The following is a 21,413-nucleotide window of genomic DNA, read 5'->3' as shown; positions in this document are numbered from 1 at the left end:
GGACGTGGAGATGACCACCCACCCGACCCCGAACCCAGCCACGGGCATCGGCCGACCCATCACCAGCGTCCTCGTCGCCAACCGTGGCGAGATCGCCAGCCGCATCTTCGCCACGTGCCGCCGTCGCGGGATCACCACCGTCGCGGTCTACTCCGACCCCGACGCCGAGAGCCCGCACGTCGGCGACGCGGACGCAGCGGTCCGCCTCCCAGGTATGACGGCGGCCGACACCTACCTGCGCGGTGATCTCCTCATCGAGGCGGCCAGGCGCGCCGGCGCCGACGCCATCCACCCCGGCTACGGCTTCCTCTCGGAGAACGCCGACTTCGCGGCGGCCGTCCGGCAGGCCGGCCTCACGTGGATCGGCCCGGACCCCAAGGCGATCGAGGTGATGGGATCCAAGGTCGAGTCGAAGCTGCTCATGTCCGAGGCAGGCGTCCCGGTGCTCGAGCGCCTTGACCCGGCAGCGATCACCGAGGAGGACCTGCCGATCCTCGTCAAGGCCTCGGCCGGCGGTGGCGGCCGAGGCATGCGCATCGTCCGCACCGTCGCCGACGTTCCCGATGCCGTCGAGAGCGCCTCGCGCGAGGCGGCGAGCGCCTTCGGCGATCCGACCGTCTTCTGCGAGCGCTACCTCGACTCGGGGCACCACGTCGAGGTCCAGGTCATGGCGGATGGACACGGCACGGTGTGGGCCCTCGGCGAACGCGAGTGCTCGCTCCAGCGTCGTCACCAGAAGGTCATCGAGGAGGCACCCTCCCCCCTCGTCGACCGGATCGGTGGCGACCTGCGCGAGCGCCTGCTCACTGCGGCCCGGAACGCCGCAGCGGCCGTCGACTACCGCGGCGCAGGGACGGTCGAGTTCCTCGCTGACGCACGCGGCAACTTCTGGTTCCTCGAGATGAACACCCGGCTGCAGGTCGAGCACCCGGTCACCGAGTGCGTCACGGGACTCGACCTCGTCGGGCTGCAACTCGACGTCGCCGCCGGACTGCCGTTGAAGGGTGCCGAGCCGACGATGACGGGCCACTCGATCGAGGCCCGGCTCTACGCGGAGGACCCGGCCCGCGACTGGCAGCCGCAGAGCGGCACCCTGCACGTCCTGCACGTACCGGGTGTCACCGCCGAGTTCGCCATCCCCGAACTGCACGGGATCCGCCTCGACTCCGGCGTGCGCGACGGGAGCGTCATCGGGGTCAACTACGACCCCATGCTCGCCAAGGTCATCTCCCGGGCGCCGACCCGCGACGAGGCGGCCCGCGAGCTCGCTGCGGCCCTGCGCCGCGCCCGCATCCACGGCCTCACCACCAACCGGGATCTGCTCGTCTCGAGCCTGCTCCACCCCGACTTCCTCTCCGGGAGCGCCGACACCCGGTTCTATGCCGAGCACGACCCGGCCCTGCTGACGAGGAGCGCCGGGCTCGACCCGGCCCTCGGCTCGATCGTCGCCGCGCTCGCCGACGCCGCGTTGGAGCGTGCTGACGCCACGGTGCTCCGCGGTATCCCGAGCGGATTCCGCAACGTGCCCGGTGAGTTCCAGCGACGCGCCTACGCAACCGGTGACAGGGAGCTGGTGGTGGGCTACCGCTTCGGTCGCGAGGGTCTCGAGCTCGAGCAGCTACCGGATGACCACAGCAGCGTCATCGTTCTGTCGGCGGAGCCGGACCACGTCGTCATGGAGCTCGACGGGGTCAGGCGCCAATACGCCATCAGTCGCTTCACCTCCGGCGAAGTGACCTCTGTCGTCGTCGACGGCTCGGGCGGCAGCGTCACGCTCGCGCGGATGGCCCGCTTCATCGACCCGTCGACCCAGGCGCATGCGGGCGCGCTCGTGGCCCCGATGCCCGGGACCGTCGTCCGGGTGGCCGTCGAGGCGGGCAGCCGGGTCGAGGCCGGCCAGCCACTCCTGTGGCTCGAGGCCATGAAGATGGAGCACGCCGTGACCGCGTCAGCGGCCGGGGTCGTGACCCATGTCCACGTCGTCATGGGTCAGCAGGTCGACCAAGGCACGACGCTTGCCGTCGTCGATGATGCGATGGACGGCCTGGACGGCCTGGGGGCCACGGACGAGGACGAGACGATGGAGGAGACCACGCCATGACCGAGACACGGCCAGCCCGACGAGTCGCGGTGGAGACCGCAGACGGCATGACCCGCATCGCCCTCGACTCGCCACACAACCGCAATGCCCTGTCGGACCAGCTCGTCCGTGAGCTGCGCGACGCGCTGGCAGCCGCCGAGTCGGACCCCTCCGTGCGCGCCGTCGTGCTCACCCACACGGGTGGCACCTTCTGCGCCGGAGCCGACCTCACCGAGGCGTCGAGCCGGCCGGTCGGCGACCCCGCTCGCGAGCGCGCCGACCAGCTCATCGACCTGCTCCACGCCATCATGGCGCTCGGCAAGCCCGTCGTCGGACGCATCGACGGCCACGTCCGGGCCGGAGGCATGGGTCTGGTCGCGGCGTGCGACGTCGTCGTCGCCGGGCCGCGGACGACCTTTGCGTTGACCGAGGCCCGGCTCGGTCTGGCCGCATCCGTCATCTCGCTCACGGTGCTGCCCCGCCTCGCGAACCGCGCCGCCGCGGAGCTCTTCCTCACCGGTGACACCTTCGCCGCCGGGCGCGCCGCGGAGGTCGGGCTCATCTCCCGTGCCGTCGACAGCTCGGACCACGTCGACGAGGCCGTCGCCGAGTTCATCGCGTCGTTCGCAGCATGTTCGCCGCAGGGCCTGCGCGAGTCGAAGTCGCTGCTCAACCACCACGTCCTCGCCGGTTTCGCCGCCGACCGCGACCGGCTTGCCGACCAGTCGTCGCGGCTCTTCGCGAGCGAGGAGGCCCGGGAGGGCATGGCAGCCTTCCTCGAGCGCCGACCGCCGCGGTGGGCGACGTGACCGGACGCCGTGCCCGGGTCTGGCACGATCGGACCCGATGAGCACCACCACCGAGCCCAAGCAGGACCGCAGCCGCCTCACCCGCCAGCGGATCCTCGAGGCAGCCGTCGAGTCCCTCGCGACCCGCGGCTGGGAGGCGTCATCGGTCTCAGTGATCGCTGCCGAGGCCGGGGCGAGCCGCGGCGCGCTGCAGCACCACTTCCCGACCCGCGAGGACCTCATCATCGCGGCGCTGGACTACATGTTCGAGCAGCGCACCGAGCTCGCCACCACCATGACCGTGCCCGACCTCAGAGGCACCGACCGGGTCGCGCACGTCCTGCGTGCCGTGGTCGACCTCTACGTCGGCACGCTGTTCAAGGCGGCACTGCAGGTGTGGAACGCAGCAGCGGCCGATCCAGTCCTGCGCGACCGGATCCTTCCGCTGGAGCGCAAGTTCGGCAGCGGCGTCCACGAGATGACGGTCCGGCTGCTCGACGTGGACGATGCCGATCCACGGGTGCGTGCCCTCATCCAGGGCACGCTCGACATGGCCCGTGGCCTCGCGCTGGCCGACGTCCTCACCGACGACTCCCGGCGTCGGCGCCGGGTCGTCGACACGTGGGCGGGTCAGCTCGCCGCCGGCCTGGGGCTGGCTGGGAACTAGGCCGTATGCTGCTGAGCCGGCGCCGCGCCCAAGGCTCCTTGGGCGCGGGGCCAGCTCAGCGGCATACGGCCACAAAGACTTTCGGTGAGCGGGTGACGTGGCTCATGGTTCCCGCGAGGGATCGGAAGAAAACAAGCAGTCTTGCTTGTTTTGGCATCCTGTGACACGCTGCGATGTCATGACGGACCCCGTGGCGCAGACGGTAAAGGCCTTCCTCGACGAGGGCGCGGACCTCGACCGGCTCGTCGCCGGCCTCTCGGACGACGGCTGGCGCCGGGACACACCCGCCGCCGGGTGGACCATTGCGCACCAGATCGCCCACCTGGCGTGGACGGATCAGGTGGCCCTCCTCGCAGCGACGGATGCCACGTCGTTCGGCACCGTGCTGGCCGCAGCTGCTGCCGAGCCAATCCACTACGTCGATCGCATGGCTGCCGAGGGCGCCGTCCCCCCGTATGCCACTCTGCTGGCCCGGTGGCGAGTCGGTCGTGACGCTCTTGCCGAGGCGCTGCGACGAGCTGACCCCCTCACGCGGCTGCCGTGGTTCGGCCCGCCCATGAGCCCACGCTCGATGGCGACGGCTCGGCTCATGGAGACCTGGGCGCACGGACAGGACGTCGCCGACACCCTCGGCGTGCGACGGGAGCCGACAGACCGGCTGCGCGACATCTGCCACCTCGGTGTGCGGACTCGCGACTTCGCCTACCGGATCAACGGCCTCGAGCCACCTGCTGGGGAGTTCCGCGTCGAGTTGAAGGGGCCCGGTAGCGACACGTGGGTCTGGGGACCCGGCGATGAGACCGACCGGGTCAGCGGGACCGCGGAGGACTTCTGCCTCGTCATCGCGCAGCGCCGCCAGCTCGAGGACACCGGCCTCGTCGCCGAGGGCGAAGCGGCACACTGGCTGACCTTCGCGCAGGTCTTCGCAGGGGCGCCCAAGTCCGTCATGCAGGGAAGGGACCGGTCGTGAGCCACCGCGACTGGCAGACGCGGGAGCTGCAGGCGCTGCGCGCGACGACGACCGAGTTCGTCCGGCGCGAAGTCCTCCCCCACCAGAACGAGTGGGAACGAGCCGGAGAGCTGCCTCGTGAGCTGTCGCGCAAGGCCGGCGACCTTGGCCTGCTCGGCGTCGGCTTCCCCGAGCACGCTGGGGGTGGTGGCGGGGGGCAGCGGGAGGTGGTCACCATCATCGAGGCGTTGCACGAAGCGGGTGCGGCCGGAGGAGTCAACGCGTCGCTGTTCACCACCGGGATCGCCTGCCCCCACATCGTGGCTGCCGGGGACCGGGCGCAGATCGACCGCTGGGTGCGGCCGGCCCTCGCCGGCGAGGCCATCGGCTCACTCGCCATCACCGAGCCCGGCGGCGGCTCCGACGTGGGCAACCTGCGCACGACAGCCCGCCACGACGGCGATGACTACGTGGTCAACGGGTCCAAGACCTTCATCACGTCCGGCTGCCGCGCCGACTTCGTCACCACGGCGGTCCGAACCGGTGGTCCCGAGCTCCGCGGCGCGAGGGGGATCTCCCTCATGGTGATTGAACGCGGCATGCCCGGCTTCGAGGTCTCGCGCAAGCTCGACAAGATGGGCTGGCGCTCGTCCGACACGGCGGAGCTGTCCTTCACGGACGTGCGCGTCCCCGCGAGCCACCTCGTCGGCGCCGAGAACACCGGCTTCCAGCTCATCGGCGCGGCGTTCCTCTCCGAGCGAATCGCGCTTGCGGCCCAAGCTTATTCGCAGGCCCAGCGATGCCTCGACCTGACCGTCGAGTGGTGCCGCGAGCGGGAGACCTTCGGCGAGCCGCTCATCGCCCGGCAGAGCGTGCAGGACACCCTGGCCCGCATGGCAGGGCGCATCGACGTTGCCCGCACGTACACCCGTGCCGTCGTCGACCGCTTCGAGGCCGGCGAGTCGGTGGACGCGCTGCTCCCGCAGGTGTGCTTCGCGAAGAACACCGCCACCGAGAGCGGCGAGTGGGTGGCCCACCAGGCCGTCCAGCTGTTCGGCGGCATGGGCTACATGGCCGAGAGCGAGGTCGAACGGCAGTACCGCGACATGCGAATCCTCGGCATCGGCGGCGGGACCGTCGAGATCCTCTATCAACTGGCCGCCCGCCGCCTCGGCCTCACCAGCTGACGTCGCAACTCGCTGGTCCAGCGCGGGCGCACCGTGGGTGGAACAGCCCCCAGGGGCGTGGTTGAGTGACGCGGTGAGGTCCGGTGCAGCCGCAGATGCCTACGACGTGGTGGTGGTCGGGGGTGGGATGGCCGGCGTGTCGGTGGCCTACGAGCTGGCGCTCGATCACACCGTGCTGCTCCTCGAGATGGAGTCCACGCTCGGCTACCACGCCACCGGCCGATCCGCCGCGATGTACCTCGAGACCTATGGAGGCTCCCAGGTCCGCGCCCTGACCCTCGCGAGTCGGCCCTTCCTGGAGGACCCGCCCGCCGGCTTCGACGCGAGGCTCATGACGCCTCGCCCGCTGCTGCAGATCGCCCGTGCGGGGCGCGGCGAGATCATCGACGCCCTCCACGAGCAGGTCCGGCCCTTCGTGTCTGCCGCGAGGACGGTCGACGCGGCTGAGGCCGCCGAGCTGTGCCCCATCCTCCGACCGGGAGCGGTGGCCAAGGGCCTCATCGAGCCCCACGCGATGGAGCTGGACGTGCATGCCCTCCACCAGGGATACATCAAGGGGCTGCGCGCTCGTGGCGGCACCGTCCTGCGAGGCCGGCGGGTGGAGCACCTGCACCAGTCGACTGACGGTTGGCAGGTCCACGCGGCCGACAGGGTCCTCGGCCGCGGCCGCATCGTGGTCAACGCAGCCGGCGCGTGGGCTGACCAGGTGGCCTCGGCCGCCGGCTGCCCTCCGGTGGGCCTCAGGCCGCGACGCCGCACCATCTTCACGGTCGCGGGACAGGGTGCGCTGCGGGATCCACTCATGCCCCTGCTCTACGACGCGGAGGAGAGCTTCTACGTCAAGCCCGAGGGCGAGCAGTTCCTGTGCTCACCGGCCGATCAGACCAGCTGCGAGCCGGGCGACGCCAAGCCGGACCCCCTGGAGATCGCCAGGGCCCTCGACGAGATCCGCGCGGTCACGACCTTGGCGGCGCGGTCCGTGCGGACCTCGTGGGCGGGGCTGCGGACGTTCGCACCGGACGAGGAGTTCGTCGTCGGCTTCGACCCTGCGGCGCATGGCTTCTTCTGGCTCGCCGGTCAGGGCGGCTACGGGATCCAGACTGCGCCCGCCGCAGCCCGGCTGGCGGCGAGCCTCATCCGCAGTGAGACACCTCCGGAGGACCTCCTGCGACTCGGGCTCGACAGTGCTCGGCTGTCCCCGCAACGCTTCCGGCGTCCAGTCGTGTAGTGGCCACCTTCACCCGATGTCGTATGCCGCTGGGCTGGGTGTGCGCGTCGCGGCGCGGTCCCAGCCCAGCGGCATACGGAATATGGTCAGGCGGGCTCGACGATCGTCACCGGCAGCGTGTCCAGGCTCCGCATCATGTTGCTGATGTTGCGCGTCGACGGGCCGACCTCGTACCGCTTGACGCGCTTGACCAGCGCGTTCAGCACCGCGTGGATCTCGAGCCTGGCCAGCCCCTGGCCCGCACAACCGTGCACCCCGTAGCCGAAGGACAGGTGGTCGAGCGGATTGCGGCGCACGAGGAAGCTGTCCGGGTCCTCGTAGTGACGGGGATCGCGGTTGCCGGAGCCGAAGAGGACCGCGACCTGCTCGCCGGCCGGGATGACCGTGCCGTCGATGTCCACGCCCTCCTTGACGAGGCGCCCGAAGGCGTGCACCGGGCTCTCGTAGCGCAGGACCTCGTTGAGCGCCGACGGGATGAGGGAGGGGTCCTCGCGGAGCAGCTCGTACTGGTCGGGGTGAGCACCGAGGTGCGCCAAGGCGTTGCCGAGCGTGGCGATCGTCGAGTCCACACCGGCGGCGACGTACTGGTGGATGATGTGGCCGCAGCTCTCCATCGGGATGTCGCCGCGCTCGGCCGCGGCGAAGATCGCCCGGCCCATGCTGCCCTCGGTCAGGTCGCTCGCCTGCACGGTGGTGGCCCACTGGAACAGCTCGCCGGCGATCGGGAAGTTGTCGATGGTGCGCTGGTTCATCGGGCCCAGCACGTTGAAGGCCGCCTCGCCCCACCGCAGGATGTTGGCGCGGACCTCGCCCTGCACCCCGATCATGTCGGCGACGATGAGGATGGGGAACGCCCGGGCGAGGTTGTCGATCCCGTCGAAGCTGCCCCGCTCGACGAGGCCGGCCACCATCCGGTCCGCCTTCTCGTCGATCTCGGCCTTGAGGGAGCGCAGCGCACGGGGCGACAGGTTCTCGGTCAGCGCCGCGCGCAGCCGGGCGTGGTCCGGCGGGTCGGTGGTGAGGCTGGTGCCCTCGAGCGCGTGGTTCATGTCGTCGTTGAACGCGACCTTGTTGGACGAGAAGGTCGCCGGGTCGCCGAGGGCGTCACGGATCGCGTCGTAGCGGGTCAGCGCCCACGCCTGGTTGGTCTCCAGGTAGACCACGGAGGCGGTCTCCCGGAGCTCGGCGAACGCCGGGTAGGGGTCGATCAGCACCTCGTCGGAGAACAGGTCGATGGCTGATTTCGCCGGGGCTGTCTTGGCGGTGGCGGGGGTGGCGGTCATGTCGGTACCTCGGTCGTGGGGTCGGGTCAGGGCGGGCGTGGTCGGGGAAGGAAGGGTCTGGACGGTCAGACGGCGACCTGATCGGGCGCCGGCTGCGGGTGGGCCAGACGGCGCAGGCGTGGGACGGGGATGCGGTAGTTGACAGCCACGGCGGCGCCCGGTCCTTCGGGGGCGTCCGGAGCCCAGCGGAGGAGGGCCGAGCCGGCGCTGAGGTCGCCGTCGACGACCTCGGGCGACCCGACGGGCGGCAGCTGGCCGCTGGCCTTGAGGTTGACGCCCCACTGCTCGGTCCAGAAGTAGGGTCGGAAGTCGAGCTCGGGCGCTGAGTCGCCGAGCAGCAGAGCGGGTGCAGCAACCTTGGCCTGGTCGATGGCCGCCGTCCACAACGGCACGCGCATGGTGCCGCGACCGGTCGGGAACGTCGCCACGTCGCCGGCGGCGACCACGTCGGGGCGCGCCCGGCCGCCGACGAGGACCCTGCCGCGCGAGTCGACCTCGAGTCGACCGTCGGTCAGCAACCCGCTCGTGGCGAGGAACTCGAGGTTGGGGAGGTCCCCGGCCGCCGTGATGACCACGTCGGCGTCGAGGGTCGAGCCATCCTCCAGCACGACCTGGGACTGCAAGCCGCTGCCGCGGATCTGCGCGCACGGCGCCGTCACGAGGCGCAGTCCGCGCTCGAGAGCGGCCGTCACGAGGACCTCCGAGAGGTCGGGGCCCAGGTGCCGCAGCATGGGCGGCTCCTCCGAGACGAGGGTGACGGTGCAGCCGGCCTCCACCGCCCCGGAGGCGATCTCCATCCCCAGGGGACCACCGCCGACCACGACGACCGACGGGCGCCCCTCGAGCCGCCGGCGCAGCAACCTGACGTCGTCGAGGCCGCGGAGCGTCAGCTCCTTCGGCCGATCCCGATCCGGGCCCGCGCCCGGACCGGGCGGCACGAGCGTGCGGGCCCGCGAGCCGGTGGCGACGACGAGGCCGTCCCACGGCAGCTCCTGGCCGTCGTCGAGTCGCACGCTGGAGCGGTCGAGGTCAACGTGGGCCGCTAGCCTGCCGAGCAGCTCGGTGGCCCCGTGGGTGGACGCCGGGAGCGAGAGTGCCGCCAGGTCGTCGTCGAGGAGAGCAGCCTTCGACAGCGCTGGTCGGCTGTACGGCGCATGGGACTCATCGCCGACGATGGTGAGCTCACCGTCGAACCCGTGGTCCCGCACGGACTCAGCGGCGGTGAGGGCGGCGATACCGTGTCCGAGCACGACGATCCGCTGGGGGCGCGCCATGGTCACTCCAGGCGCAGCGCTGCGACGGGGCAGACGCGGACGGCGGCTCTGGCGGCGTCAAGGTCCTGGTCGTCGATCTGCTCGACGTCGAGGACGAGGTCGCCCTCGTCGTCCAGGTGCATCAGCTTCGGCGCGGCCTCCTCGCAGAGGCCGTGGCCCTCACAGCGTGGCTGGTCGAGGATCAACTGCATGGTGCTCTCCACTACATCGTGTCGGGTCACTTGACGGTGTATCAAGTGTCTGTGGGGAAGCGATCCTCGTCCAATACATGTTTTACATTCCCTACATGTCTGAGATTCATATCGGAGCCGAGGATGCCGAGCTGGCCCGGCTCGCCGCGATCGATCTGAACCTGCTCGTACCGCTGCTGGCCCTGTTGGAGGAGCGATCGGTGACCCGGGCAGCTGACCGCGTCGGGATGACGCAGCCCGCGATGAGTCACGCACTGAGGCGGATGCGCCGAATGCTGGGCGACGAGCTGCTCATCCGCCAGGGGGCTCGCATGGCGCTGACTCCCCGAGGGATCCGACTCATCGCGCCGCTGCGTGCAGCCCTGCGCCACACCGCCCAGCTGGTCCGCCCGACGCCGTTCGACCCCGCCACTGATCGGCGCGTGATCACCCTGGCGATGACGACGAGCACCGCCTACGTGCTCGGCGGTGAGGTCGCGCGGCTGCTGGCCGAACGCGCCCCGCAGGTGGCACTGCGGCTGCGCACCATGCCGGTGACGTCCGTGACTGACTCGGTGTTCACCCAGGAGGGCATCGACGCGATCCTCCTGTCGGAGGTGTTCGCCTCCCCCTTTCCACGCGAACGCCTCTACGAAGACCGGTGGGTCGTCGTGACCGGACCGGACGCGCCCGACCTCCCGGTTTCCGAGCTGGTCGAGGTCCTCCCTCACGTCGTCCTCGAGTACTCGACGTTCCGAACCCGGCCCTACGACGTCCTCGAGGAGCGCGGGGTGCCCTACACCGTCCGCAACCGGGTCTCGGACACGTTCCTCATCCCCCACGTCATCGCGGCCGCCGGTGGCGTCGGGTTCCAACGGAACTCGGTCGTGACCGCGCTGCGGCACCTCGACCTTCGCACCCACGAGTTCCCGTTCCCGATCGGCGGGTTGGGGATGGACGTGATCTGGAACCCGTGGCTGGCCGACGACGAGCTGCGCACGTGGCTGGGCGGGCTGCTGCGGGAGGCGGCTCCCCATCGCTGAGCCTCACTCACCGAAAGCAACACACCCGCTTACCGCGAGCTCCACCCACCTGCAGCAGGGGCAAGCACTCGATAGGCGGGTGTGTTGCGAGGGAGGGCGCCGGATAGCGTGGGGCCGCTGTCCCCCGAGAGAGGTGCCGATGAGCGACCATCCCAGCACTGCCGCGTCCACGCCAAGGCGCTTGCGCATCGAGTCGGGCGACGTCGTGCTCGCCGCGGACGCCTTCGGTGACCCGGCGGACCCGGCCGTTGTGCTCTTCCACGGTGGTGGGCAGACCCGGCACTCGTGGGGATCCACTGCGGCTGACCTGGGCGCCGCCGGTTGGCACGCGGTCACGGTCGATGTGCGCGGCCATGGCGACAGCACGTGGTCGCCGACCGGCGACTACACCCTCGACAGCTACTCGAGCGACGTGCGGGCGGTCATCGACCACCTCGGCCGGCCAGCGGTGCTCATCGGGGCCTCCCTCGGCGGCAACGCGGCGCTCGAGGCGATCGGTCGCTGGCCGGAGCTGGCCCTCGGCCTCGTGCTCGTCGACGTGTCACCGTTCCTCCAGCCGGAGGGCGCGCACCGGATCAGGGAGTTCATGATGGCGCGGGCCGACGAGGGGTTCGCGTCGTTGGAGGAGGTCGCCGACGCGATCTCGCAGTACCTGCCCCATCGCCCGCGGCCGCAGAGCCTCGACGGCCTGCGCCGAAACGTCCGCGAGCGGGACGGGCGCCTCTACTGGCACTGGGATCCGGCCATGTTCCGCTCCGACCGCGACGAGGCCGTCCAACGCGACCGGCTCGTCGACCCGGCTCGGCTCGGCGCCGCGGCCGAGTCGCTGCGGGTGCCGACGCTGCTCGTGCGAGGCGGAGCCTCGGACGTGCTCAGCCCGCAGGACGCGGCCAGGTTCCTCAAGCTCGTCCCCCACTCCGAGTTCGCCGAGGTGTCCGGAGCCCACCACATGGTCGCGGGCGACGACAACGTCGCCTTCGAGTCCGTGCTGGGCGACTTCCTCGAGCGGCGAGTCCGCTCCCGCCTGGACTTCATCGCCGCCTACTCCTGAGCCGGACGGCCCAACGTCGAGAAGGACTCAGCCACAAGCCAACCGAGGCGTATGCCGCTGAGCTGGCCCAGCGGCATACGGCCACGCGTGTCTCCTCCCGCCCTCTTCAAGCGTCAGGCTCGGCGATGGATCATGAGGGCATGGCAAGGGTGGAGCCAACGCCCACACCGGTCGTCGTGCTCGACGGCGGGCTCTCCACGGCACTCGAGCAGCAGGGCGCTGACATCCGCGGCGACCTCTGGACGGCGCGCCTCCTGGTCGACGCTCCGGAGCGCATCGCCGCGGCTCATCGCGCGTACTTCGCGGCGGGGGCGCAGGTGGCGACGACGGCCAGTTACCAGGCCAGCGTCGAGGGCTTCGTCGCTGCGGGCTGCACCGAGGCCGAGGCACGTCGGCTCATCACCCGTAGCGTCACTCTCGCGCAGGAGGTTCGGGACGAGTTCGCCAACACCGGATCCAGTCCACGTGTCGCTGCGTCCGTCGGCCCCTACGGCGCCTTCCTCGCGGACGGCTCGGAGTATCGAGGCAACTACGGCGTCCCGCGGACGCGCCTGCGCGACTTCCACCGACGGCGGCTCGACCTGCTCGCCAGCGCGCAACCCGACCTCATCGCCGTCGAGACGATCCCCGACGTCGTCGAGGCGGAGGTGTTGGTCGAACTGCTCGACGAGCTCGACGTCCCGGCATGGTTCAGCTACTCGGTGCGCGGCAGCACGACCAGTGCGGGTCAGCCGCTCGATGCAGCGTATGCCGCCCTCGCGGGCTCCCGCGCGATCGTGTTCGTGGGAGTCAACTGCTCGGCGCAGCACGACGTCCTCGGCGCCATCCAGGCGGCCGTTGCGGCGACGGGAAGACCCGCCGTCGCCTACCCGAACCGAGGTGGGAGCTGGGACAACCGGGCCCAACGGTGGGTCTACGGCGACCCGATCGACCTCGACCTCGTCGAGACGTGGATTGCCGCAGGCGCACAATGTGTCGGCGGGTGCTGTGGCACCGGTCCGGCAGACATCGCCGCCCTGGCCACCCGCGTGGCCCAACTGGCACCACCGGCCCGAGCGATCGAGTGAACAGCTTCTGGGCACAAAAGCTGTTCACTCGATTGTCCGACTCTGGTCTCCTGCCGCACTCAGACAGGAGTGAGGGGTCCTCAGAACCCCACCGCCGCGGTGGGCGCAGCCTCGGTGCGCAGGGCGCGCCACAGCTCGGCGGCGGCGCCGCGCCGACGTTCCTCGACGAGCCCGGCGCGCTGCATCGCGACGAGGTTGCCGCCACCAAGGTAAGCAGCTCCCAGCGCCCCGACCGGAAGGTGCAGGTCGGCCTCGCCGGTGGTCCGCTCGACGGCCGCCTCGCCTCCATCGCTGGCCCGAATGCGCCACGTGCCCTGGTTCCACGGTGCGGTCAGGTCCTCGACCTCGACCACGACGTCGCACGGCTCACGCCACGTCCGGTCCTGCAGAGCCTCGGGCAGGTCGACGAGCCGGAGCCACAGGCTGTCGTAGGTCTCGACGTCGGAGGTCGCCCGCGGCCCCCCGACCCAGTGCAGCAACGGGTCATCGACGCCGACGGTGCGCACCTTGACCGTGCCCATCAGGTCGAAGTCGACCAGCCGTCGGAGCAGGGCCAGCTGAGCGGCCGCCTCACCGACCACGGCCCACACCTCGAGGTCGCCGGCAGGCCGCGCCTTCTCCCACTTGTGGCTCCGACGGAACATGGCGAACCCGACGTCGCTCCCATCGCGTCGAGCGAACAGGATCCGCCACGGCTCGCGCTCTCGGAGCTGCTCTGGCTGCTGGTGGCAGATTCGCGCGTAGTACCCGGCGTCCCCCACCACCGAGCCGAGGTCGACCTGGGCGAGGTGGCACTCGCGCATCCGCTTGGAGACCTCCGGATCCGCCGCTGTCGCCAGCTGCGTGGTGACGCCTGCAGCTGCCTCGTCGAGGTGCGGCGCCGCCAGGGTCGTGCCCCGCCCCAGGCTGACGGACAGCTCCGTCGACGCCAGCCCGTAGCCGTATCGTCCGTAGATCGCCGGTTCGCTGGCATGGAGGGCGGAGAGGTGGGTGCCCGGCTCCTCGTGAACGCGCTCGAGGTGGTCCTTGATCATTGCGGTGAGCACGCCCTTGCGCCGCTGGTCGGGATGGACACCGACCCACGTCAGGCCGGCACAGGCAACCGATCGGGTACGGGTCCGGGGGCCGGGTATCGCCAGTGTCAGCGGGAACACACCGTAGATCCCGGCATAGCTGGTCGGGTCGGCGCCATCCACCTCCGCCGCGAACCGCTGGCTCTCGGACAGGCCGACGAGCTGCTCCTCCGCAGGGCGGTCCGGTATCTCGTCGAACCAGACGATGTGGTCCGTGGAGACGTAGCGGTCGGCGTCCGTGGCCTTGCCGACGCGGATCCGGTTCTCAGTCATGGGCCCAGCCAATCCCCCGCGGGCCCCGTGATTCAAGCCCGTTTCCCGGTCCAGCGGTGCAGCTGCTTGTGACGGAACGTGCGCCAGCGGTCGTCGAAATCTGCCTCGACGCGTTCTGCCCGGGCCTGCTCCAAGGCGTGCAGACGTCCGTAGGTGAAGGCGTTGACCCGGTCCAGATGGGCCTGCATCGCCAACTCGCGCAGTCGTTGGCGCGCGACGACCGAGTCCTGGTGCTCCCCGAGCGCCGTCTGGATCTTCTTGGCCGCCTTGGCCAGGGAACGAGCGCGCTGGCCCAACGCGGGTGTGGCCATCTCGGCGGCGTAGCGCAGGCGCTTGGCCTTCTTGCGCGCCTCGTGGAAGGCGTGGTCGCGCTCCGTCGAGTCTTCCGCGGCTTCGATCGCGCGGACCTCGCGGCGCAGCCTCTTGACGTCCCGCGCCAGCAGTCGTCGGACGGCCTTCTTGGCGGGAGCGTCCGCCTCTTCGGTGAACGGTGGTGACTCGACCAGCTCGTCGAGGGCGTCGAGCAGGCGCAGGTACCGCGCACTGTCGAGCGACTCCAGGGCGCGCTCGCGACCGCTCTGGAAGGCGGCACTCAGCTGGTCGTCGATCCGCGAGGCCACTGGGCCGACCACCAGGTCAGCGGGCTGCTCGGCGAGCTCCTCGCTCAGGTGCTCCCTCAGCACCTGGGCGTCTCGGGCGGGGGCGAACACCTCTCCGAGCCAGCGCAGCTCGTCGCGCACGGGGTCGGTGGTCTGGCGGTCGAGCAGGGGGCGGCCGGTGGCGAGCGCCGATCGCAGCCGGCGTGCCGCGATCCGCAGCTGGTGGACGCCCTCGGCCTCACCGGTCCGCACGGCGGCGTCCTGCGCGTGCAGCCGAGCGATGTGCTCGGCCAGGTGGGCCAGGAGCAGCTCGCCGGCCGTGCCCTTCCTCAGCTCCTTGGCCGACGGCTTCGCGCCCGCGTCGCGCCCAACGTCACCGAGTGTGCGGCTCAGCTTGGACGCGGAGGCAGCCGGGGAGGCGCCTGCCGCCAGCAGGTGCTCCTCGACGAGGTCGAGCAGGTCCTCGGCCCCGCCGTCGAGCTCCAGCTCCCATTCGCGCCACGACTGCGCTGCCTCGGAGCGGCTCGATCCCGCGGAGTCCTGCACATCAGCCAGCCGTGTGGCCTGCACCTGGTCGTCGCAGACCCGCGCCAGGACGTGGCCCGCACCGTCCCGGAGGGCGTACTCGCGCCGGGCGGTGCGCACCTCGGCAACCGGGACGAGGGGGCGGTCGCGCACGAGGGCGCGCACGCGGGCACGCAGGGGGGCGGGCACGCCGTCGTCGGCATCGCTGAGCGGCTCATGCACCTCGGTGCGGCTGTCGCCGGACCTGGGCAGCTTGAGGTGCCAGCCCTCGTCCGTGCCCCCGGTGCGGCGACGTAGGGTCAGTCCCCTCCGTGCCAGGTCGAGGGCCGGCGTGTCGAAGTAGGTGGCCTCGAGCTGGAACTCCTCGGGCTGACCGACCGAGCCAACTCCCGAAACGGCCGACAGATCGGGGAACACCACCTCCGAGCCGACGTCGTACTTTCGCTCGATCTCGTCCTGGTCCGCAGCCATGTCCTCACCATGCCCTAACGCTTCGGTCCACGAAACCGGCGGACGCCGCTGAGGCCCACGCAAGCAGCTCCAGGAGCTCGGCGCACTTCAGTCGCTCACCGCAGAACCCGCGGCGGACCGACGCGCACCATGGTCACGCCCTCGGAGAAGCGCACCAGCGCGTCGCCGACGCCGGGCAGGCCCGCTGCCGCCGTCAGGCTCTCGCGGCAGGACCGCAGCGTTGCTGAACGCAGTGGCCAGGGCTCGTGCTCGACCGGCGTGACCAGGAGGCTTCCCAGGTGCTTGGTGTAGGCGCGCCAGCGCCCGGTCAGCCAGACGTCCAGCTCGGAGGGCTCGATGGCTGCGCCCGGCTGGATCGTCAGGTCGAAGAACTCGGGCCGTCCCGTCCGTGACCCGGCATACCGCACGGAGCCCTCCTCTCGCTCGATGCGCAGCCGCGACGCGAAGTACGGAGCACCGACCAAGGCTCGAGCCGCAGCGGCCACGGTGGTATTGGCGACGTCCAGCGAGAAGAACCACAGCCCATCCCCTCCGTCGGGTCCACGGACATAGGTGCGCAGGTTGATCTCCGGAGCGCTCGACAGATCAGGCAGACACCCACCGAGGACGCCGCTGAGGTCCGGGAGCAGCGGCAGTCCCAACGGCCGGACGTCTGCCATGACGTGCGGGACCAGCGTGACCCACGCCGAGCCGTCGTGGACATCCGCGGTGAGACCAGCCGGCAGCAGCGCTTCGATGGAGGGGGTCGGCACTCGCCAGTGCACGAATCCAGCCTCGAGCCACGACGTCCGCAGGACCGGCGTGGTGATCCGCTGCTCCGCCGTCAGGCCTGCCATGCCTGGACCGTACCCACGCCGACGGTGCCGATCCGAGCGGGGTTCGCGGCAGTCCCTGCGAGGGTATGGAACTGGTCAGGATCGCAGTGCGCCGGCTGCGGTCCCGGAGGAGGACCGATGAGCACCGATCGCATCGACGACGTCTGGGGGCCGCGCAGTCCCCACGGGCCGGGCGAGACGTGGCCGACCCGCGTCGACGTGTACCTCGACGATGGCGTGCGCGAGTCGGAGGTCGAGTGGCACCAGTCCGCATGCGTGCTGTGCTCGAACGGTTGCGGGATGGACATCGCGGTCCAGGGCGGCCGGATGGTGGGCGTGCGAGGTCGTGAGCAGGACCGCGTCAACCACGGACGGCTCGGCCCCAAGGGACTGTACGGCTGGCAGGCCAACCGCTCGCCCGACCGGCTCACGTCGCCTCTGGTCAGAGTTGCCGGCGAGCTGCGGCCGGCATCGTGGGACGAGGCCATGACGCTGGTCGTCGAGCGCACCCGAGAGGTCCTCAGGAATCAGGGCCCCTTGGGGATGGGCTTCTTCACGAGCGGTCAGCTCTTCCTCGAGGACTACTACACCCTCGGCCTCATCGCTCGGGCCGGCATCGGCACACCGCACCTCGACGCCAACACGCGACTGTGCACCGCCACCTCGGACTTCGCCCTCAAGGAGTCCTTCGGCACGGACGGCGCCCCGGGCAGCCTCACCGACTTCGACGTGTGCGACACCCTCTTCCTCGTCGGGCACAACATGGCCGAGACCCACACCGTGCTCTGGGCGCGGGTGCTCGACCGGCTGGACGGTCCCGAACCCCCGCGGCTGGTCGTCGTCGACCCGCGGCGCACTCCCGTCGCCGAGCGAGCGGAGGTGCACCTGGCGATCCGCCCGGGCACGAACCTCCCGCTGCTCAACGGCCTCCAGGCAGCACTCATCCGCAACGGGGCCATCGACCCCGACTTCGTGGCCCAGCACACGGTCGGATTCGACCGGCTCGCCGAGGTCGTCAGCCACTATGACGCGGAGACCGTCGCCGCGACCTGTGGCGTCACGGCGGCCGACATCGAGCGCGCCGCCGAGGTCATCGGCGACGCGAAGCGGCTCGTGTCGACGTGCCTTCAGGGCGTCTACCAGTCCCATGAGGCCACCGCGTCCGCCTGTCAGGTCAACAACATCACGCTGCTGCGCGGCATGATCGGCAAGCCCGGCTGCTCCGTCTTCCAGCTCAACGGCCAGCCCACCGCCCAGAACACCCGCGAGACAGGTGCCAACGGCGACTTCGTCGCCATGCGCAACTGGCAGAACCCGGATCACGTGGCGGAGCTGGCGCGTCTCTGGAACGTCGAGTCGGCCCAGCTCCCCTCGTGGGCGCCGCCGACCCATGTCATGCAGATGATGCGGTATGCCGAGGAGGGCTCGATCCGGTTCCTCTGGGTGAGCGGCACCAACCCGGCGGTCTCCTTGCCCGAGCTGCACCGGATCCGGTCGATCCTCCAGCAGGACCGGCTCTTCCTCGTTGTCAGCGACGCGTTCCTCACCGAGACGGCGGCCCTTGCCGACGTCGTCCTGCCCGCGGCCATCTGGGGCGAGAAGGTCGGCACCTTCACCAACCACGACCGGACGGTGCACATCTCGGAGCGAGCGGTCGCTCCCCCCGGTGAGGCCAAGCCCGACCTGGAGATCTTCATGGCGTATGCCGCTGGGCTGGGTCTCAAGGACAAGGACGGTGAGCCGCTCGTCACGTGGCGCACCCCCGAGGAGTGCTTCGACGCCTTCAAGGCCGTGACCCGTGGCCGGCCCTGCGACTACAGCGGTCTGACCTACGACAGGCTGCGGGGCGGGTCAGGCATCCAGTGGCCCTGCAACGACGAGGCGCCCGACGGCACGGAGCGGCTCTACACCGATCATCGGTTCAACACCGACACCGACTACTGCGAGGACTACGGCCACGACCTGACGACCGGGGCAGCCTTCGAGCGAAAGGATCACGCCGATCTCGGCGCCGCCGGGCGGGCGATCCTCAAGGCGGCACACCACCACCCGCCCCACGAACCGGTCAGCGAGCAGCGGCCGTTCCTGTTCACCAGCGGCCGCCGGGTGTATCACTTCCACACGCGGACCAAGACCGGGCGGGCACGGCAGCTCCAGGACGCGGCACCGACGCCGTGGGTCGAGCTCGCCGCCGCGGACGCGCAGGCACTGGGCATCGCGGAGGGAGACCTTGTCCACGTGGAGTCGGCGCGCGGCCACCTGGAGGCACCCGCCCGGTTGACCGGATCGCGGGAGGGCGTCGTGTTCGCGCCCTTCCACTACGGCTACTGGGACCGCATGGAGGACCCGGCGTCCAGCACGTCTGCTGAGGAACGGCGCCCCACCGCCGCCAACGAGCTGACGCTCACGGCATGGGATCCCGTGTCGAAGCAGCCGCAGGTCAAGCTCGCTGCGGTCAGTGTGAAGAAGGTGTCCTCATGAAGCTGGACAAGGCCATCGAGCTGGTGACGGAGGCGGAGGAGGACCTGGCCAAGAAGCTCGGGAGACTGGCCGGCAGGCACGCCACCGAGCACGACATCTACCACCTCGGCCACCAGCTCGCCGAGCAGAGCCGCGAGCGCCTCGCCCGGCTGGCACCGTTCGCCGACGAGCTCGGCGCGGACGCACCGAATCTCGAGACCGGCGCCGCCGTGGGCGGGCCCGGCGACCGGTTGCGACGCGCCACGGCGACGGCTCTCGGCCGGTCGGAGGCGACCGGGATGATGATGCTGCTCGATCTGCGGGACGCGTACCTCATCGCGCAACGCGTCGAGATCAGCTGGGTGATGCTCCTCCAAGCCGCCCGCGCGGCCCGTCACGTCGAGCTGGAGAAGGTCGTCACCTCATGCCACGAGGAGGCCGAGGGTACGGCGAAGTGGCTGCGCACCCACATCAAGGTCAGCGCACCCCAAGTCCTGGCCACCGGCTGAGTCGCCACAACGGCCCACTTGTTGAGTTGGTCTGTGCCGCAGAACAACTCAGCCGTATGCCGCTGAGCTGGCTCAGCGGCATACGGCTTGGTTGTGTTTCTCCCGAGGGAGGTTACGCCCCGATCAGGCCGGAGCCTTCTCGTAGGCCACCTCCTCGCGCCGACTCAGGGAGACGAGCGCCCAGCCGATCAACACCTGCATCAGGCCGAGCACGATGGCCATGGCCGCGACCCCGAAGGCGACGACCGACGTGAAGAGCGAGGCACGCAGGAAGGATGCGGACATTGCCGTCTGGCGCAGCGGGTCATCGCGGTCCAGCTGGGCGTAGGTCTTGCCGCCGGTCGCCTCGAGCGCGTGCTTGTCGATGATCTGCGCCTGGGCGTAGGCCGAGAACGGACCGTCCACCTCGTCGCCCGCGAGGAAGGCGGCGTCGTCCGCAACGGTGATGTTGGCGGCCTTCAGCTCGTTGTGGACCATGTAGTAGGTGACGCCCCCAGCGATGACCATCACGATGCCAACGATGGCGACGATCGTTCCCAGGGTTCTTGCGGTGCGGCCGGGCATGCGCGTTCCTCTCTAGGTGGACCTGTGCGAGCAGTATGGCCGTCAACGGGACTCGCGTGGTGGACCTCGAGTTCCTCCGCTACGGCGTGTCCTTCGTCCGTGGCCGCGGGGCCGTCGCCTCGACTCAGGTCAGCTGCAGCGTCGTCAGGCAGGTCGGGGCGTTCCGCCCGGTGGAGACGGCCGAGGTCGCCGTGCGCCCTTCGTGCGTCACGGTGATGGTGCCCTCGATGTCACGAGGCAGCCAGAAGCCGACGAACCCGTTGGCATAGGTCCGGGCCGGGCCGTCGACCAGGGTCTTGCCGGCCGAGTCGACGATCGTGACATCGACTGTCTGGTCGGCCAGCTCGCCCGTGCAGGTGGTGAGGCTGTGGTAGTAGCACTCGTGGGTACGGCTCACGTACGGCGCGACCGACAGGTAGAACTGCCCGTCCGGCAGCTTGACCTGCGACTCGCCCGAGTCGTCCTTGAGCATGAGCGAGTCGTAGCGGACCGACGCGAGCACGTCGCGCTGGCGCTCACCGCTCTTCTGGTCGAGGGCCTCGATGACCTCGGTGGCACTGCGACCCGAGAGGCCGAGCTTCGTCAGGATGCCCTGCGCCGTCGAGTCGGCCGGCGCCTGGGCCGAGGACGCCGCGCCCTGCGGTGCGCTTGTCGGGCTCTCGGTGCTGCTGGCACAGCCCGCGACGAGCGCGAGCGAGGCCGCTGCTGCAGCCGCCAGCACGAGCGGCGTGCGGCGGCTTCGGTGCTGGCGGTGGGCTGGGAACTGTCGGTTGGTCACGGCATCACTGTCCCCGAGCACCCTCAGCGTTCGGCAAAGGGTCCATGAAGGTCTGATGAAGACGGCTGCCCGGACCCCTCGGCCGACCCTGTCTCCCGCGGTCGCCGGTCCAGGAGGACCGTCCTCACGACGTAGCCAACGAACACCCAGAACGCGACAGTGCCAACGAGCATGAAGGCCCACATCCACCAGGCGAAGTAGCCCCAGCCGTATCCCATCATGATGACCAACTCCTCAGCTCTCTCGTCGGCCAGCTGTCCTCAAGGCTCATGCTGCGTCGGCCGGGTCTGCACTCCGCGAGGATTCCATGAAGGTTTGACGAAGTTGCGCTCTCCCGGTGCCGCTGGACCGTGTGGCGGACTGGTAGGTGGGCCAGGAATGCGCTCGGAGCGAGCAGACTGGCGCCATGGACTCCCCCCGGCCCGAAGCCGCGTCGTCGACTCCCACGGTCCTCGTCGTCGACGACGAGCGCGCGCTTGCGCAGATGGTCGGCTCGTACCTGATCCGGGCCGGGTACACGGTGTCCGAGGCCTACACGGGACCCGATGCGGTGTCCCGG

At 70.6% G+C, this 21,413-nt stretch carries 19 protein-coding genes and 1 pseudogene; 12 read left to right on the top strand and 8 right to left on the bottom strand.

Annotation, left to right across the window (positions count from 1 at the left end; translation table 11 throughout):
• Window positions 1-10 precede the first annotated feature (10 nt).
• From VIR15_RS12450 to VIR15_RS12425, 6 genes are all read left to right on the top strand, one after another.
• Window positions 11-2,101, top strand: a complete 2,091-nt coding sequence (locus VIR15_RS12450) for an acetyl/propionyl/methylcrotonyl-CoA carboxylase subunit alpha (RefSeq protein ID WP_331928055.1) — start codon at window positions 11-13, stop codon at window positions 2,099-2,101.
• Window positions 2,098-2,889, top strand: coding sequence for an enoyl-CoA hydratase family protein (locus VIR15_RS12445; RefSeq protein ID WP_331928053.1), 792 nt, complete (start codon window positions 2,098-2,100; stop codon window positions 2,887-2,889). The genes VIR15_RS12450 and VIR15_RS12445 overlap by 4 nt, the downstream gene beginning before the upstream one ends.
• Before the next feature lie 37 nt (window positions 2,890-2,926).
• Window positions 2,927-3,535, top strand: a complete 609-nt coding sequence (locus VIR15_RS12440; protein ID WP_331928051.1) for a TetR/AcrR family transcriptional regulator — start codon at window positions 2,927-2,929, stop codon at window positions 3,533-3,535.
• A gap of 178 nt (window positions 3,536-3,713) precedes the next feature.
• A complete protein-coding gene (locus tag VIR15_RS12435; RefSeq protein ID WP_331928049.1) occupies window positions 3,714-4,505 on the top strand; it encodes a TIGR03084 family metal-binding protein in 792 nt (263 codons plus the stop codon).
• Window positions 4,502-5,671, top strand: coding sequence for an acyl-CoA dehydrogenase family protein (locus tag VIR15_RS12430; protein ID WP_331928047.1), 1,170 nt, complete (start codon window positions 4,502-4,504; stop codon window positions 5,669-5,671). The genes VIR15_RS12435 and VIR15_RS12430 overlap by 4 nt, the downstream gene beginning before the upstream one ends.
• Window positions 5,672-5,744: 73 nt before the next feature.
• Complete coding sequence (locus tag VIR15_RS12425; protein WP_331928045.1) at window positions 5,745-6,899, top strand: NAD(P)/FAD-dependent oxidoreductase; 1,155 nt, start codon at window positions 5,745-5,747, stop codon at window positions 6,897-6,899.
• 86 nt (window positions 6,900-6,985) lie between these two features.
• Here VIR15_RS12425 and VIR15_RS12420 read toward each other — a convergent pair whose 3' ends face one another.
• The 3 genes from VIR15_RS12420 to VIR15_RS12410 all read right to left on the bottom strand — a co-directional run bounded on the left by VIR15_RS12420 (window position 6,986) and on the right by VIR15_RS12410 (window position 9,647).
• A complete protein-coding gene (locus tag VIR15_RS12420; RefSeq protein ID WP_331928043.1) occupies window positions 6,986-8,182 on the bottom strand; it encodes a cytochrome P450 in 1,197 nt (398 codons plus the stop codon).
• A gap of 65 nt (window positions 8,183-8,247) precedes the next feature.
• On the bottom strand, window positions 8,248-9,456 hold the full coding sequence (locus VIR15_RS12415; protein ID WP_331928041.1) for an NAD(P)/FAD-dependent oxidoreductase: 1,209 nt from the start codon (window positions 9,454-9,456) through the stop codon (window positions 8,248-8,250).
• Window positions 9,457-9,458: 2 nt separating this feature from the next.
• The gene (locus VIR15_RS12410; protein ID WP_331928039.1) at window positions 9,459-9,647 is read right to left on the bottom strand and encodes a ferredoxin; all 189 of its coding nucleotides are present in this window, start codon (window positions 9,645-9,647) and stop codon (window positions 9,459-9,461) included.
• A 95-nt stretch (window positions 9,648-9,742) separates the two neighbouring features.
• On the opposite strand from VIR15_RS12410, the gene VIR15_RS12405 reads away from it, so the two are divergent.
• The 3 genes from VIR15_RS12405 (at window position 9,743) to mmuM (ending at window position 12,787) form a co-directional block, all read left to right on the top strand.
• Window positions 9,743-10,669 carry a LysR family transcriptional regulator gene (locus VIR15_RS12405; RefSeq protein ID WP_331928037.1) on the top strand — a complete coding sequence of 309 codons (927 nt, stop codon included), beginning with the start codon at window positions 9,743-9,745 and terminating at the stop codon, window positions 10,667-10,669.
• Window positions 10,670-10,808: 139 nt separating this feature from the next.
• Window positions 10,809-11,720, top strand: coding sequence for an alpha/beta fold hydrolase (locus tag VIR15_RS12400; RefSeq protein WP_331928035.1), 912 nt, complete (start codon window positions 10,809-10,811; stop codon window positions 11,718-11,720).
• Between the two features lie 140 nt (window positions 11,721-11,860).
• Window positions 11,861-12,787: a homocysteine S-methyltransferase gene (gene mmuM, locus VIR15_RS12395; protein ID WP_331928033.1), complete on the top strand. Its 927-nt coding sequence runs from the start codon at window positions 11,861-11,863 to the stop codon at window positions 12,785-12,787.
• 80 nt (window positions 12,788-12,867) lie between these two features.
• Here the strand turns inward: mmuM and VIR15_RS12390 are convergent, their stop codons facing one another.
• The 3 genes from VIR15_RS12390 to VIR15_RS12380 form a co-directional block, all read right to left on the bottom strand.
• The gene (locus VIR15_RS12390) at window positions 12,868-14,133 is read right to left on the bottom strand and encodes a GNAT family N-acetyltransferase (protein ID WP_331928031.1); all 1,266 of its coding nucleotides are present in this window, start codon (window positions 14,131-14,133) and stop codon (window positions 12,868-12,870) included.
• A 32-nt stretch (window positions 14,134-14,165) separates the two neighbouring features.
• Window positions 14,166-15,728, bottom strand: a complete 1,563-nt coding sequence (locus VIR15_RS12385) for a CYTH and CHAD domain-containing protein (protein WP_331928029.1) — start codon at window positions 15,726-15,728, stop codon at window positions 14,166-14,168.
• Window positions 15,729-15,823: 95 nt separating this feature from the next.
• Window positions 15,824-16,564: a YqjF family protein gene (locus tag VIR15_RS12380; protein ID WP_331928027.1), complete on the bottom strand. Its 741-nt coding sequence runs from the start codon at window positions 16,562-16,564 to the stop codon at window positions 15,824-15,826.
• Between the two features lie 117 nt (window positions 16,565-16,681).
• Between VIR15_RS12380 and VIR15_RS12375 the strand changes: the two genes are divergently transcribed.
• Together VIR15_RS12375 and VIR15_RS12370 are read left to right on the top strand one after the other, a co-directional pair.
• Window positions 16,682-19,024 (top strand): molybdopterin oxidoreductase family protein, encoded by a 2,343-nt coding sequence (locus VIR15_RS12375; RefSeq protein WP_331928025.1) that lies wholly within the window; start codon window positions 16,682-16,684, stop codon window positions 19,022-19,024.
• On the top strand, window positions 19,021-19,512 hold the full coding sequence (locus VIR15_RS12370) for a hypothetical protein (protein WP_331928023.1): 492 nt from the start codon (window positions 19,021-19,023) through the stop codon (window positions 19,510-19,512). The genes VIR15_RS12375 and VIR15_RS12370 overlap by 4 nt, the downstream gene beginning before the upstream one ends.
• A gap of 123 nt (window positions 19,513-19,635) precedes the next feature.
• On the opposite strand, the gene VIR15_RS12365 is transcribed toward VIR15_RS12370, so the two are convergent.
• Both VIR15_RS12365 and VIR15_RS12360 read right to left on the bottom strand, forming a co-directional pair.
• The gene (locus VIR15_RS12365) at window positions 19,636-20,076 is read right to left on the bottom strand and encodes an aromatic ring-opening dioxygenase LigA (RefSeq protein ID WP_331928021.1); all 441 of its coding nucleotides are present in this window, start codon (window positions 20,074-20,076) and stop codon (window positions 19,636-19,638) included.
• A gap of 124 nt (window positions 20,077-20,200) precedes the next feature.
• Complete coding sequence (locus VIR15_RS12360; protein ID WP_331928019.1) at window positions 20,201-20,854, bottom strand: CueP family metal-binding protein; 654 nt, start codon at window positions 20,852-20,854, stop codon at window positions 20,201-20,203.
• Window positions 20,855-21,260: 406 nt separating this feature from the next.
• Here VIR15_RS12360 and VIR15_RS12355 point away from each other — a divergent pair.
• Window positions 21,261-21,413, top strand: a pseudogene (locus VIR15_RS12355) (DNA-binding response regulator); the annotation flags it as partial.

Source organism: Intrasporangium sp., from assembly GCF_036566125.1.
Classification (GTDB): domain Bacteria; phylum Actinomycetota; class Actinomycetes; order Actinomycetales; family Dermatophilaceae; genus Intrasporangium.
The sequence above is the reverse complement of the archived record's forward strand: the minus strand, read 5'-3'. Positions and strand labels throughout refer to the sequence as shown.